This is a genomic window from Ruegeria sp. S84 (assembly GCF_056583445.1).
The window spans coordinates 618258-631305 of sequence record NZ_CM152618.1; the positions used below are offsets into that span (position 1 = coordinate 618258).

Consider the following 13048-nt stretch of genomic DNA (forward strand, 5'->3'; position numbering starts at 1 on the left):
TGTATGGCAATGATCCCGGTCAAAGGGTTTTCAGGGCAGAAAGTAGCGGTTCTGGGGCTAGGTCGGTCGGGTCTGACCACCGCACGAGCGCTGCGCGCTGGCAGGGCTGAGCCGATCTGCTGGGATGACAACCCCGCCGCGCGTGAAGCGGCAGAGGTCGAGGGATTCTCGTGTGTCGATCTGCGCCGCCACGGGGCGTTTGACGATATTGCCGCACTAATTGTCTCGCCCGGCATCCCTCATCTCTACCCCGCGCCGAACCCGGTTGTGGCCGCTGCGTTGGAAGCCGGAGTTCCGGTCGACAATGATATAGGTCTGTTCTTTCGCTCTTTCGCAGGCCCTGAATGGAACAACTACGACATCCCACCGCGCGTCATCGCGGTGACGGGATCGAATGGCAAATCAACCACCGCTGCGTTGATCCAACATATCCTGACCGAGGCCGGGCGCGACTCGCAACTGGCGGGTAACATTGGGCGCGGCGTGCTGGACATCGACCCAGGTGGCGATGGATCGGTCGTGGTACTGGAGCTATCGAGCTACCAGACCGAACTGGCCCGCGCACTGACGCCGGATGTGGCGGTTTTCACCAATCTTTCACCTGATCACTTGGATCGACATGGTGGAATGGGTGGTTACTTTGCCGCCAAACGTCGCCTGTTCGCCGAAGGAGGTCCAGACCGCGCCGTGATCGGGATAGATGAGGCCGAGGGCGCGTTTCTAGCCGGGCAACTGGCCGAGGGGCCGTCGGATGACCGGGTGATCCGCGTCTCGGTGGCGCGCAAGCTGACCGGGTCGGGTTGGCAGGTCTTTGCCCGCAAGGGTTTCCTGTCGGAATACCGCAAGGGCCGTCAGGCCGGATCGATCGACCTGCGTGAGATCAAGGGCCTGCCCGGTGCGCATAATCACCAGAACGCCTGCGCCGCCTATGCCGCCTGCCGTTCGCTGGGCCTTGCTCCGCGCGTGATCGAAGACGCGCTGCACAGCTTCCCGGGTCTGCCGCACCGCAGTCAGATCATCGCCGAGGCGGACGGCGTGACCTATGTGAATGACTCGAAAGCCACCAACGTAGATAGCGCCCTCAAAGCCTTGAGCGCGTTCAAGAAGATACGTTGGATCTGTGGCGGGCTTGAGAAAGAAGGCGGGCTTGAGGCGCTGAACGGGGCAGGGGACCACGTAATCAAGGCCTACGTCATCGGGCGTGAGGCGGCGAGCTTTGCAATGCAGTTGCAGGCCGATGCGCAAGTCTGCACCACTATGGAAGCGGCGGTTATGCAGGCCATGGCCGATGCGCAGCCCGGTGAAACCGTTCTATTGGCACCTGCTGCGGCCAGTTTCGACCAGTATGACAACTTCGAACAACGTGGCGATGACTTCGTGGATCAGGTTAAAAAACGCCTCTGAAAGCAATGCGTTTGCAATAGATCGCCGGTTCGGCGAAGCTGTGGGCCTATCTGCTTGACGCACTGCCTGCATTGGTTTTTGCCTTCAGGAAATTCAACACGAGGTCATGAATATGCCAAACCGTAAACTTCTTCTGGTCGTTCCAGCGCTGCTGGCTGCTGCGGCTTGCACCAATACCGGGGCCAACTATCAGCCCGTGATCGATGGCCCTGTAGGCCCGAACTACAACTCGGACCTGTATCAGTGCCAGCAACTTGCAGCCTCGCAGGCCAGCGTTGACGGATCGACCGCAGGTAATGCCGCAATCGGCGCTGCAGGTGCTGCAGCCGTCACCGGCATCGTTCAGGACAGCAGCGACAACCTGGGTCGCGCCGCCGTTGCCGGTGCGTTGGTTGGTGCAGGTGCTGACGTGATCAACAAGAACCAGAACAAGGAAGTCATTGTGCGCAACTGTATGCGCGGACGGGGTTACAACGTCGTAGGCTAACGGCTTGCGATGGCACTTCCGGCGGCGTGGCCCGAGGACCACGCCCATTGGAAGTTGTAACCGCCAAGCCAGCCGGTGACATCCACCGCTTCACCAATGACATAGAGGCCGGGGACATCCCTGGCCTCCATCGTTTTAGACGACAGCCCGTCAGTGTCGATCCCGCCCAGAGTGACCTCGGCGGTGCGATAGCCCTCGGTGCCCGACGGCGTAAGCCGCCAGTTGGACAATGCGGCGATCAGTTCCGACAGCGCCGTGTCGGACTGATCCGCAAGATTGCCCTTCATCGGGATATGGTGTGCGAGGTATTCCACCAGACGCGTGGGCAGGTGGCGTGCCAATTCGGTGGTCAGCGCCTTGCGCCCAACAGCCTGCCGCTGATCGCGAAGCAGATCGTATAAAGGCAAATCGGGGATCAGGTTGACCCATATTGCCTCACCCTCGCGCCAGTACGAAGACAATTGCAGCACCGAAGGACCGCTCAACCCGCGATGGGTGAACAACAAAGCCTCGTCGAAACTGGTGCGCTCGTTTGATAGTCGAGCGGGCAGGGAGACGCCGGACAAATCCTTGAACCGACCGTCCGAGAAGGTGAACGGCACCAGCGCCGCTCGTGTCTCGGTTATCTGCAGCCCGAATTGCTGCGCGATGTCATAGGCCAACCCCGTCGCGCCCATTTTGGGGATCGATTTGCCACCCGTGGCCAGAACCAGATTACGACAGGTCAGAGGGATGTGCTTGCCATCGCGTTCGACATCCAAAGCGAAACCGCTTTCGGTTTTGCGCAAGTTGCGCAGCGACGTCTGCACCCAGAGCTCGGCCTCGGCCTTGACCATTTCATTCAGCAGCATCTGGACGATCTGTTTCGAAGACCCGTCGCAGAACAATTGCCCAAGCGTTTTTTCATGCCATGCAATGCCATGGCGATCGACCAGTTCGATGAAGTCCCACTGTGTATATCGCGCCAGCGCTGATTTGCTGAAATGCGGATTCTGAGACAGGAAATTGCCCGGTCCCGCATACATATTGGTGAAATTGCATCGTCCACCACCCGAGATGCGGATCTTTTCTCCGGGAGCTGTTGCATGGTCGATCACCAGCGCCTGGCCACCGCAATGGGCTGCGCACATCATGCCGGCCGCGCCAGCACCGAGGATGATCGTCTCGAAATCCATATGCTGCGCATGGCGTGGATTGTGAGCGATGGCAAGAGCGCAGACCAAAAACGGTGTGGGTTTGGCCCACAGAATTTCTCAGCGGCACTTGGGTTTGTGCCATATGGTATGTGGATTTTTAGTCGTAGTGCATACTGACATGCTAGGCTCTGTGCTAATGCTTGCCGGTTAGATCTATTTAAAGGGATAGAAATATGCGCTTTCCAAACTTCATTACAGACTTTCCAAGACTAGACGTGCCATTTCCCGAAGACGTCGTGCAGACGGCAGTCATTCGATCTGATGCTGGTTTGGTCGCCTTTTTTACTTTTCTTAAAGAAATGGAACTCCCACTACATTCACATGGTGCCCAATGGGGTACGGTGGTGGAAGGAGAAATTGAACTCACCATTGGCGGAGAGACGAAAGTTTATCTACCCGGCGACAGTTATTCGATACCAGCCGGAGTGGAGCATGGCGGGCGCATCAAGGCGGGGTCCCGAGTGATCGATGTGTTTGAAGAGCCTGACAGATACCCCATCAAAGACTGACGATTTACTTTTTGAACAATGACGTTGGGCGCGGTTGATATTCTGATGAACTTAAGCCGTGTCTCAACTGGCCGTCGATCAGAACAGACAACTTGCGCTGCTTGAATGCATGCGCGTTTGTCAACGTCGGCTCATTGTTCCGGAATTCCAGTTCTGCCTGTCATTCTGCTAGCCCAAATGTAAAAATCCCTGTAGACTCTCAATCAGATCCCGAAAACGGGACGTTAACGAGGCAGATAGTGGCGGTATCTCATGACTGAGATGGTGTATGGCGCGGTCCAGGACCAGCGCGGAGAACCGATTCTTCCGAAGTGGTGGCGAACGATTGATCGCTGGACGATGTCCTGCGTCCTGATCCTGTTTGTCATCGGGCTTTTGCTGGGGTTAGCCTCGTCGCCGCCACTAGCGGGGCGTAACGGGTTCGATCCTTTCCACTATGTAGAACGTCAGGCGATCTTTGGCGGGCTGGCGCTGGTCGCGATGCTGCTGACCTCAATGATGTCGCCGACACTGGTGCGGCGGCTGGCGATTCTGGGCTTTCTGGCCTCGTTCGTGGCGCTGGCCTTCCTGCCGGTCTTCGGTACAGACTTTGGCAAAGGCGCGGTGCGCTGGTATTCGCTGGGTTTTGCCTCGTTGCAGCCATCCGAGTTCCTCAAGCCCGGTTTTGTCGTGGTGGCCGCATGGCTGTTGGCCGCATCACAGGAAATCAACGGCCCGCCGGGGCGGTTGTGGTCCTTTGCACTGTGTATGTCCATCGTGGCAATGCTGGTGATGCAGCCCGATTTCGGGCAGGCCTGCCTTATCCTTTTTGGTTGGGGTGTGATGTATTTTGTCGCCGGAGCTCCGATGCTATTGCTGGTCGGCATGGCCGGGGCGGTCGTTCTGGGCGGCATGTTTGCCTATTCCAATTCCGAGCACTTTGCCCGTCGTATCGATGGTTTCCTTAATCAGGAACTCGATCCGACCACCCAGCTTGGGTATGCCACCAATGCTATCCGCGAAGGCGGTCTGTTCGGCGTCGGCGTGGGTGAGGGGCAGGTCAAGTGGTCTCTGCCTGATGCGCATACGGATTTCATCATCGCGGTCGCGGCCGAAGAATACGGGCTGATTCTGGTGCTGATTATCATCGTGCTGTACTCGCTGATCGTTGTGCGTTCGCTGCTGCGGCTGATGCGCGAACGCGACATGTTCATCCGTCTGGCTGGCACTGGTCTGGCCTGCATGTTTGGTGTGCAGGCTATGATCAACATGGGCGTCGCCGTGAGGCTTCTGCCCGCCAAGGGCATGACGTTGCCCTTTGTCAGTTATGGCGGATCGTCCCTGATTGCAGGCGGCATCGCGGTTGGCATGTTGCTGGCCTTCACCCGAACCCGCCCGCAGGGCGAGCTGGGCGACATTCTGCGCGGACGAGGCTGATGGGCAAACCTTATCTACTAATCGCAGCAGGTGGCACCGGGGGCCACATGTTCCCCGCGCAGGCGTTGGCCGAGGCGATGCTGCAGAAAGGCTGGCGTGTGCGCCTGTCCACCGACCCGCGCGGAGCGCGCTATACTGGCGCGTTCCCCGCAGACGTCGAGATTGTCGAGGCATCCTCGGCCACCTTCGCCCGAGGCGGATTAGCGGCCAAGATGTTGGTTGGACCCAAGATTGCTGCTGGAGTCACTGGCATGGCTGTGCAGATGATGCGTGACAAGCCGAATGTGGTGGTGGGCTTTGGCGGCTATCCGTCGATACCGGCGCTGGGCGCGGCCATCCTGCTGAAGCTGCCGCGTATGATCCATGAACAAAATGGCGTTCTGGGCCGGGTAAACCAACTGTTTGCCACCCGTGTGGCTCAAGTGGCCTGTGGTGTCTGGCCCACCGATTTGCCTGAAGGGTCCAAGGGCATACACACTGGTAACCCGGTTCGCGCCTCCGTTCTTGAACGCGCTGCTGCCCCCTATATCCCGCCTGGGGAGTACCCGATGTCCGTCCTGGTGATGGGCGGCTCTCAGGGCGCACGTATCCTCAGTGACGTGGTGCCGGGGGCCATCGCTGCGCTGCCTGAATATCTGCGCGGGTATATCCGCGTCTCGCATCAGGCCCGCGATGAGGATGGTGAACGGGTCAAGGCCTTTTACGCCGATCACGGCATACGCGCCGATGTACAGCCTTTCTTTGACGACGTACCTCGCCGTATGTCCGACGCGCAGCTGGTTGTCAGCCGGTCAGGTGCCTCCAGTATCGCCGACATTTCCGTGATTGGCCGCCCGTCGATTTTGATCCCGCTTGCCACGGCTGCCGGAGATCATCAAACAGCCAATGCGCGTGGATTGGTTCAGGCAGGCGGTGCGATCATGATCCCCGAAAACGCCCTTGACGTTCCCGCGCTGACACAGCAAATGACCACGGTTCTCACCAACCCCGAAGCCGCACAGCAAATGGCCCATGCCGCGCTATCGGTCGGGGCACCGGACGCCACCGAGCGTCTGGTCGCCCTTGTCGAGCAACTGGCGCAGAAGGAGACCTCATGAATCCAGCAACCAAACTGCCGCAGGACGTTGGACCGATCCACTTCGTGGGCATCGGTGGGATCGGGATGTCGGGTATCGCAGAGGTGCTTTTGAACCTTGGCTACCGTGTACAAGGTTCGGACTTGAAAACCTCGAAGATTACTGACCGGCTGGCTGGGCTGGGTGCTGAGATTTTCGAAGGCCAGCGTGCCGAGAACTTGCAGAACGCCGCCGTGGTCGTGGTCTCAACTGCGATCAAACCGGGGAACCCGGAACTGGACGAGGCACGCGCGCAGGGCCTGCCCGTCGTCCGTCGCGCCGACATGCTGGCGGAACTCATGCGCCTGCGCTCGAACATTGCCATCGCCGGAACTCACGGTAAGACCACAACAACCACTATGATGGCGGAACTGATGGTCGCCGGCGATTTCGATCCCACCGTCATCAATGGCGGCATCATCCACGCCTATGGCAGCAACGCGCGCATGGGGCAGGGTGAATGGATGGTGGTTGAAGCGGATGAGAGCGACGGCTCATTCAATCGCCTACCTGCAACCATAGCCATCGTCACCAATATCGACCCTGAACACATGGAGCATTGGGGCGATTTCGATAAGCTGCGGGACGGGTTTTACGAGTTCGTCTCGAACCTGCCGTTTTATGGCCTGGCCGTCTGCTGCACAGATCATGCCGAGGTGCAGGCGCTTGTTGGCCGCATCTCCGATCGCCGCGTGCGCACCTATGGTTTCAACGCACAGGCCGATGTGCGGGCCGAAAACCTGACCTATAAGGGTGGCGTCGCCCATTTCGACATCCACCTACGCCATGAAGACAAGGTGATCGAAGGTTGCACCTTGCCAATGCCCGGCGACCACAATGTCTCTAATGCGCTGAGCGCCGTGGCCGTGGCCCGTCATCTGGGCATGAAGGCCAGTGAAATCCGCGATGCGCTGGCCAATTTCGGCGGCGTCAACCGCCGCTTTACCAAGGTCGGGGAAATTAACGGCGTCACCATCATCGACGATTACGGCCACCACCCGGTCGAAATCGCCGCTGTTCTCAAGGCCGCACGTCAGGCCACCGAGGGCCGCGTCATCGCAGTCCACCAGCCGCACCGCTACTCCCGCCTGTCCGACCTGTTCGACGATTTCTGCACCTGCTTCAACGACGCCGACGTAGTCGCTATTGCGGAGGTCTTTGCTGCAGGCGAAGATCCGATCGAAGGTGCCAGCCGTGACGATCTTGTGCAGGGCCTGATCCGCCACGGCCACCGCCACGCGCGCGCGATCTTGAACGAAGAAGACCTGGCCCGCCTTGTCCGTGAACAGGCCCGCCCGGGCGATATGGTCGTCTGCCTCGGCGCAGGTACGATCAGCACCTGGGCCAACGGTTTGCCTGACCGGTTAATCGCCAAAGCGAGCTAACCTCGTGGCGCTATCGCTCATACTCGCCTGCGTCTGGGTCTTCGCTTCCACCATTGTGGCGATGCTGCCGATGCGCCTGCAATTCCCACCGGGTGTTGTACTGTTTGCCAGCGCGCCTGCTCTGATTCTGTGGCTGAGTTTAGACTATGGCTGGTTCGTCGGAGTCCTGGCTGCTGGCGGTTTTGTTTCGATGTACCGCAACCCGATCCGCTACTACTGGCGCAAGTGGACGGGTAAAGAGGTGTCGGAATGAACTGGTCGATTGCGCTTGCCGGTCTGTGGGGTGTTGTCGCCAACGTGTTGGCGATGTTGCCCAGCAAGGACAACCATTGGCGGCGCGCCTATTTCCTGATCGCCGTTGGCGTCCCTATCCTAGGCTATGTCACCTATGAAAATGGTCCATGGATCGGGCTGCTGGTTCTGGCGGCAGGTATGTCAGTACTGCGCTGGCCGGTGATTTACCTCACCCGTTGGACAAAGGCGAAAATGCAGGGCATGAAGGCGGCGAACAAGTAACTGGCCATTTTCAGGAGGCCCCCATGGTCGACATCGCCACTTTCGCCTATTTGCCGCTGATTACCCTGATCCTCGGGACGCTTGCGGGTTTTGTCGCCGCGCGCTGGATCGGCCTCAAGGCACTGCTGTGGCTGATCGGGCTGACCTCGGCCCTTGGTCTGGTACTGATCATAGTGCTGGCCGGTGTCGGGACAGGAGAAGAAGAACAGGCGTTCGGACCCTTCGTCTGGCTGACCGGTGCGGTCCTGCCCTTCCTGTTTGCGGTGATCATGGGTGGAGTAGGCGGGCGCAGCCTTGCATCGCGGGAAGGCGCATGAGCGAACTGCCCGACGTCCGTGGCCGCTTGTCCGCGGCGCGCTCTCTTTCCGAACTCACCTGGCTGCGCGTCGGCGGACCTGCGGATTATCTGTTTCAACCCGCCGATACCCAAGACCTTCAGTCGTTTCTGCGTGATCTGCCTGCGGATGTTCCCATCTTTCCTATGGGTGTCGGATCCAATCTGATCGTCCGTGATGGTGGTCTGCGGGCGGTGGTGATCCGATTGGGGCGCGGGTTCAATGGTATCTCGGTCGACGGCAATACCGTCAGCGCGGGTGCCGCCGCGCTGGATGCGCATGTGGCGCGTAAAGCAGCGGATGGAGGTGTGGACCTGACTTTCCTGCGCACGATACCAGGCTCGATCGGCGGGGCCGTGCGCATGAACGCGGGCTGTTACGGCAGCTATACGGCGGATGTGCTGCAAAAGGCTACCGTGGTCACCCGCGCCGGAGAGATCGTGGACCTGACCCCGCAAGACCTCAGCTTCCGCTATCGCCAGTCCGACCTGCCCGAAGGCGCGGTGCTGATCTCGGCGACGTTTCAAGGCCCCTCGGGCGATCCAGCTGAGCTGCACGCTCGCATGGAGGCGCAGCTAAAAAAGCGCGACGAAACTCAACCCACCAAGGACCGCAGCGCCGGGTCGACCTTCCGTAATCCAGCCGGGTTCTCGTCGACTGGGCGAGCGGACGATGTGCATGACCTCAAGGCGTGGAAAGTGATCGATGACGCGGGTATGCGCGGGGCCACAAAAGGTGGCGCGCAGATGAGTCCCAAACACTCGAATTTCATGATCAATACAGGCGACGCCACCGCCGCAGACCTCGAAGGTCTGGGCGAAGAGGTGCGAAAAAAGGTTTACGAAACAAGCGGCATCACGCTAGAGTGGGAAATCATGCGGGTCGGTGATCCGCTGGAAGAATAAAGCCCCGACCGTCAGACCATAACAGGCAAATTAGGACGACGGATCAAAGGCATAAACGCAGTACGGACCACCACATAAGGTCCGGGGACATTGAGGCGCACATTGGGTATGTCGAGCAGGACAAACCTCAAAGTGGCGGTATTGATGGGTGGCCCCTCGGCGGAACGCGAGGTGTCTCTCAGCTCTGGGCGCGAATGCGCAGCCGCTCTTGTGGGTGAAGGCTTTGAAGTGGTCGAACTGGACGCAGGTCCGGACCTTGCTACTCGCCTTACCGATATCAAACCCGATGTGGTGTTCAACGCCCTGCATGGACGCTGGGGCGAGGATGGCTGTGTGCAGGGGCTACTGGAATGGATGCGCATTCCTTACACGCATTCCGGCGTGCTGGCTTCGGCCCTTGCGATGGACAAACAGCGCAGCAAAGAGGTCTACGCCGCCGAAGGATTACCTATCGTACCCAGCCTGATCGTTCCCAAGGTCGAGGTGGTCGAGGTCCATGTGATGGAGCCGCCCTATGTGGCCAAGCCCAACAACGAAGGTTCCAGCGTCGGCATCTACATCGTGCATGAAAATGCCAACGGCCCGCCGCAACTGGACGAGGCGATGCCTGATCAGGTGATGGTCGAGAAATACGTCGCGGGCCGTGAACTGACCGTGACCGTGATGGGCGATCGCGCCCTGACGGTGACCGAGATCATGACCGATGGCGGTTGGTACGATTATGATGCCAAGTACAAGCCCGGCGGCTCGTGGCATGTGCTGCCCGCTGACATTCCGCAGGACATCTTTGACCGCTGCATGGACTATGCGGTGAAGGCGCATAATGCGCTGGGGTGTCGCGGCGTGTCCCGCACCGATTACCGCTGGGATGACAGCAAGGGTGCCGACGGGCTGTTCCTGCTGGAAACCAACACCCAGCCCGGCATGACGCCGACTTCGCTGGTGCCCGAACAGGCCGAGCATCTTGGCATCAGTTTCGGCCAGCTCTGCGCCTGGATGGTGGAGGATGCCTCATGCGACCGCTGACCGCCACCCGCGCGCCGGTGATCCACCGGACCAAACCGTTGGCGGGGCCGGATGCCGATTTCACCGCCGCGCCAAGGCCCGAGCCCAAAACCGAACCTAAGCTGCATTTGCGCGGGGCGCGTCTTTTTGGCCGCGCGCGCAACGCGGACCCCGCGCCCTCGCGCCTCAGCTACCGCTTTCAGCGCTGGATGCTCACCCCCGGCATCCGGCGCGGGCTAAAAATTGGCCTGCCGGTTCTGGCCGTCTTTGGTTTGGTGGGTGGCTTCTTTGCCGCCGAAGAACGTCGTGAGGCGGTCAGCACCTATATCGCCGACATCAAGACCTCGATCCAGGAGCGCCCCGAATTCATGGTCAACTTGATGGCCATCGACGGGGCAGGAACCGCACTGTCTGAGGATATCCGCGAGATCGTGCCGCTCGATTTCCCGCTCAGCTCGTGGGATCTGGATGTGGAGTTGATCCGCGACACCATCACCGGGCTTGACCCGGTGAAATCGGCAACCGTACGCATTCGCCCTGGCGGGATTCTTCAGGTTGATGTGGTCGAACGCCAGCCGGTCATCGTCTGGCGCACCCGAGACGGGATCGAGCTATTGGATGAAACCGGAGCCCATGTTGACCGTGTTTCAGCACGCGCCGATCACGCAACCCTGCCACTGATCGCAGGGAAGGGCGCGAACAAACATGTCCCTGAGGCGCTGCAAATCCTGACCACAGCCCGCAGCTTGGGCGACCGCGTGCGCGGTTTGGTGCGCGTTGGCGAACGGCGCTGGGATCTGGTGCTGGATCGCAACCAGCGCATCATGTTGCCGACCGAACGTCCGGCGCGCGCGCTGGAACGTGTGTTGGCGGTGAACGAGGTGCAGGACCTTCTGGAACGCGACGTGGCCGTGGTCGATATGCGACTCGGGCAGCGACCGACCATCCGAATGAACAAAACGGCCAGCGAAGACTGGTGGAACACAAAAGTAGATGTGAGTAGCGGGCAGTAACGACCATGATGACCGATCTTTATCAGTCCCAACGCGCCATGCGGCAGATGCGCCGACAGGCAATGCAACGCGGCGTCGTCGCCATTCTGGATGTGGGCAGCTCCAAAATCGCCTGCCTTGTCCTGCGCTTCGACGGGACCGGGCGGTTGTCCGAGGATAACTCGATCGGCTCCATGGCCGGTCAGACCGGGTTCCGCGTCATCGGCGCTGCGACTACCCGCTCGCGCGGGGTGCAGTTCGGCGAAGTCACAGCGATGCAGGAGACCGAACGCGCCATCCGCACCGCACTGCAGGCAGCGCAGAAGATGGCCGATATCCGCGTGGATCACGTGATTGCATCCTTCTCAGGGGCGAACCCGCGCTCGTACGGGCTGGATGCACAGGTCGATCTGGAAGGGCAACTAGTTACCGAAGCCGAGGTCGGTCGTGTCCTGAACGCCTGCGACGTGCCCGATTACGGCGAAGGGCGCGAGGTACTGCATGCGCAACCGGTGAATTTCGCGCTCGACAACCGCTCGGGACTAATCGATCCGCGTGGGCAATTGGGGCAGAGCCTTGCAGTGGATATGCACATGCTAACCGTCGATGCGGTGGCGATCCAGAACATCGTCCGCTGTATCAAGCGCTGCGATCTGGAGCTGGCAGGGATTGCGAACTCGGCCTATGTCTCGGGCATTTCCGCATTGGTCGAGGACGAACAGGAGTTGGGCGCGGCCTGTATCGATCTGGGCGGCGGCACCACCAGCATCTCGATCTTCATGAAGAAACACATGATCTATGCCGATTGCGTGCGCATGGGCGGGGATCACGTGACCAGCGACATTTCGATGGGCCTCGGCGTGCCCGCAGCGGTGGCCGAACGGATCAAGACCTTTAACGGTGGCGTTCACGCGACCGGAGCCGATGATCGCGACCTGATCGACATCGGTGGCGATACTGGCGATTGGGAGCATGACCGCCGTACCGTCAGCCGTGCCGAGTTGATCGGCATCATGCGCCCCCGCGTTGAGGAGATTCTCGAAGAGGTGCGTACTCGTCTAGACGCTGCCGGTTTCGACCACCTGCCAAGCCAGCAGATCGTTCTGACTGGTGGTGGCAGCCAGATCATGGGGCTAGACGGGCTTGCCAGCCGGATTCTGGGTCAGCGTGTTCGTTTAGGCCGCCCGCTGCGCGTTCATGGCCTGCCGCAATCCGCGACCGGGCCCGGTTTTTCTTCTGCAGTGGGGCTTAGTCTGTTTGCGGCGCATCCTCAGGACGAATGGTGGGATTTTGAGATCCCGGTCGACACCTATGCCGCGCGCCCGTTCAAGCGCGCGGTGCGCTGGTTCCGTGACAATTGGTAATGCCCTGCGTGGTGCAGCCGTTGGCGTGGCCCTTGGGCCCGCTGCGGCCCCGGCTCAAACCCTTATTACGCCCGAGGCGTTTCTGAGCGCCGTCGTTGGCAAAACGATCACCTTCCATGAAATCCGAAGCGGTATGTTGGTCGGGACCGAGGAATTCCTCAGCCCGTCTCTCTCGGTCTGGCGGATGGAGGGGCGGGGCTGTGTCTATGGCCAGATCACCACGCCAAATGGCCAGATCTGTTTTCTGTACGATGATGCGCCCGATGGCCTGCCAGTCTGCTGGTGGCCCTACCTGTACAATGACCGGCTGATGGTACGGCTGGCGCGCTTCGTCGGCAGCGAAACGCAAGAGGTCCGTAGCATCTCTGAAGATGGCCTGAATTGCCCAAGTGCCCCGATAGGCTAAAGAAATCAGTTGC

General features: G+C 60.1%; 15 protein-coding genes. 14 read left to right on the plus strand and 1 reads right to left on the minus strand.

Going from position 1 to position 13048, the window contains the following annotated elements:
• Positions 1–9: 9 nt before the first annotated feature.
• The gene (gene murD / locus AC1DFB_RS03200; RefSeq protein ID WP_480706981.1) at positions 10–1404 is read left to right on the plus strand and encodes a UDP-N-acetylmuramoyl-L-alanine--D-glutamate ligase; all 1395 of its coding nucleotides are present in this window, start codon (positions 10–12) and stop codon (positions 1402–1404) included.
• A gap of 112 nt (positions 1405–1516) precedes the next feature.
• A complete protein-coding gene (locus AC1DFB_RS03205; protein ID WP_255611713.1) occupies positions 1517–1891 on the plus strand; it encodes a glycine zipper family protein in 375 nt (124 codons plus the stop codon).
• Here AC1DFB_RS03205 and AC1DFB_RS03210 read toward each other — a convergent pair.
• Positions 1888–3066, minus strand: a complete 1179-nt coding sequence (locus AC1DFB_RS03210) for a BaiN/RdsA family NAD(P)/FAD-dependent oxidoreductase (RefSeq protein ID WP_480922107.1) — start codon at positions 3064–3066, stop codon at positions 1888–1890. The two genes, AC1DFB_RS03205 and AC1DFB_RS03210, sit on opposite strands and share 4 nt — an antisense overlap.
• Before the next feature lie 194 nt (positions 3067–3260).
• Here AC1DFB_RS03210 and AC1DFB_RS03215 point away from each other — a divergent pair, with 194 nt between their 5' ends.
• The 12 genes from AC1DFB_RS03215 (at position 3261) to AC1DFB_RS03270 (ending at position 13035) form a co-directional block, all read left to right on the plus strand.
• Positions 3261–3596: a cupin domain-containing protein gene (locus AC1DFB_RS03215; RefSeq protein WP_170392042.1), complete on the plus strand. Its 336-nt coding sequence runs from the start codon at positions 3261–3263 to the stop codon at positions 3594–3596.
• 252 nt (positions 3597–3848) lie between these two features.
• On the plus strand, positions 3849–5012 hold the full coding sequence (gene ftsW, locus AC1DFB_RS03220; protein ID WP_480922108.1) for a putative lipid II flippase FtsW: 1164 nt from the start codon (positions 3849–3851) through the stop codon (positions 5010–5012).
• Positions 5012–6109 carry a UDP-N-acetylglucosamine--N-acetylmuramyl-(pentapeptide) pyrophosphoryl-undecaprenol N-acetylglucosamine transferase gene (locus AC1DFB_RS03225; protein ID WP_480922109.1) on the plus strand — a complete coding sequence of 366 codons (1098 nt, stop codon included), beginning with the start codon at positions 5012–5014 and terminating at the stop codon, positions 6107–6109. Before ftsW ends, AC1DFB_RS03225 begins: the two co-directional genes overlap by 1 nt.
• Complete coding sequence (murC, locus tag AC1DFB_RS03230; protein WP_480922110.1) at positions 6106–7512, plus strand: UDP-N-acetylmuramate--L-alanine ligase; 1407 nt, start codon at positions 6106–6108, stop codon at positions 7510–7512. The genes AC1DFB_RS03225 and murC overlap by 4 nt, the downstream gene beginning before the upstream one ends.
• Positions 7513–7516: 4 nt before the next feature.
• Positions 7517–7765, plus strand: coding sequence for a DUF2484 family protein (locus AC1DFB_RS03235; protein WP_170392034.1), 249 nt, complete (start codon positions 7517–7519; stop codon positions 7763–7765).
• Complete coding sequence (locus tag AC1DFB_RS03240; protein WP_170392032.1) at positions 7762–8028, plus strand: DUF2484 family protein; 267 nt, start codon at positions 7762–7764, stop codon at positions 8026–8028. Before AC1DFB_RS03235 ends, AC1DFB_RS03240 begins: the two co-directional genes overlap by 4 nt.
• A gap of 23 nt (positions 8029–8051) precedes the next feature.
• On the plus strand, positions 8052–8345 hold the full coding sequence (locus AC1DFB_RS03245; RefSeq protein ID WP_170401372.1) for a hypothetical protein: 294 nt from the start codon (positions 8052–8054) through the stop codon (positions 8343–8345).
• Entirely contained in the window at positions 8342–9268 is a 927-nt protein-coding gene (gene murB, locus AC1DFB_RS03250) for a UDP-N-acetylmuramate dehydrogenase (protein WP_170563760.1), read from the plus strand. Before AC1DFB_RS03245 ends, murB begins: the two co-directional genes overlap by 4 nt.
• Positions 9269–9376: 108 nt before the next feature.
• On the plus strand, positions 9377–10294 hold the full coding sequence (locus tag AC1DFB_RS03255; RefSeq protein WP_480922111.1) for a D-alanine--D-alanine ligase: 918 nt from the start codon (positions 9377–9379) through the stop codon (positions 10292–10294).
• On the plus strand, positions 10282–11286 hold the full coding sequence (locus AC1DFB_RS03260) for a cell division protein FtsQ/DivIB (RefSeq protein WP_480922112.1): 1005 nt from the start codon (positions 10282–10284) through the stop codon (positions 11284–11286). The genes AC1DFB_RS03255 and AC1DFB_RS03260 overlap by 13 nt, the downstream gene beginning before the upstream one ends.
• Before the next feature lie 8 nt (positions 11287–11294).
• On the plus strand, positions 11295–12629 hold the full coding sequence (gene ftsA / locus AC1DFB_RS03265) for a cell division protein FtsA (protein WP_170392023.1): 1335 nt from the start codon (positions 11295–11297) through the stop codon (positions 12627–12629).
• Positions 12616–13035: a hypothetical protein gene (locus AC1DFB_RS03270; protein WP_480922113.1), complete on the plus strand. Its 420-nt coding sequence runs from the start codon at positions 12616–12618 to the stop codon at positions 13033–13035. Before ftsA ends, AC1DFB_RS03270 begins: the two co-directional genes overlap by 14 nt.
• Positions 13036–13048: the final 13 nt, after the last annotated feature.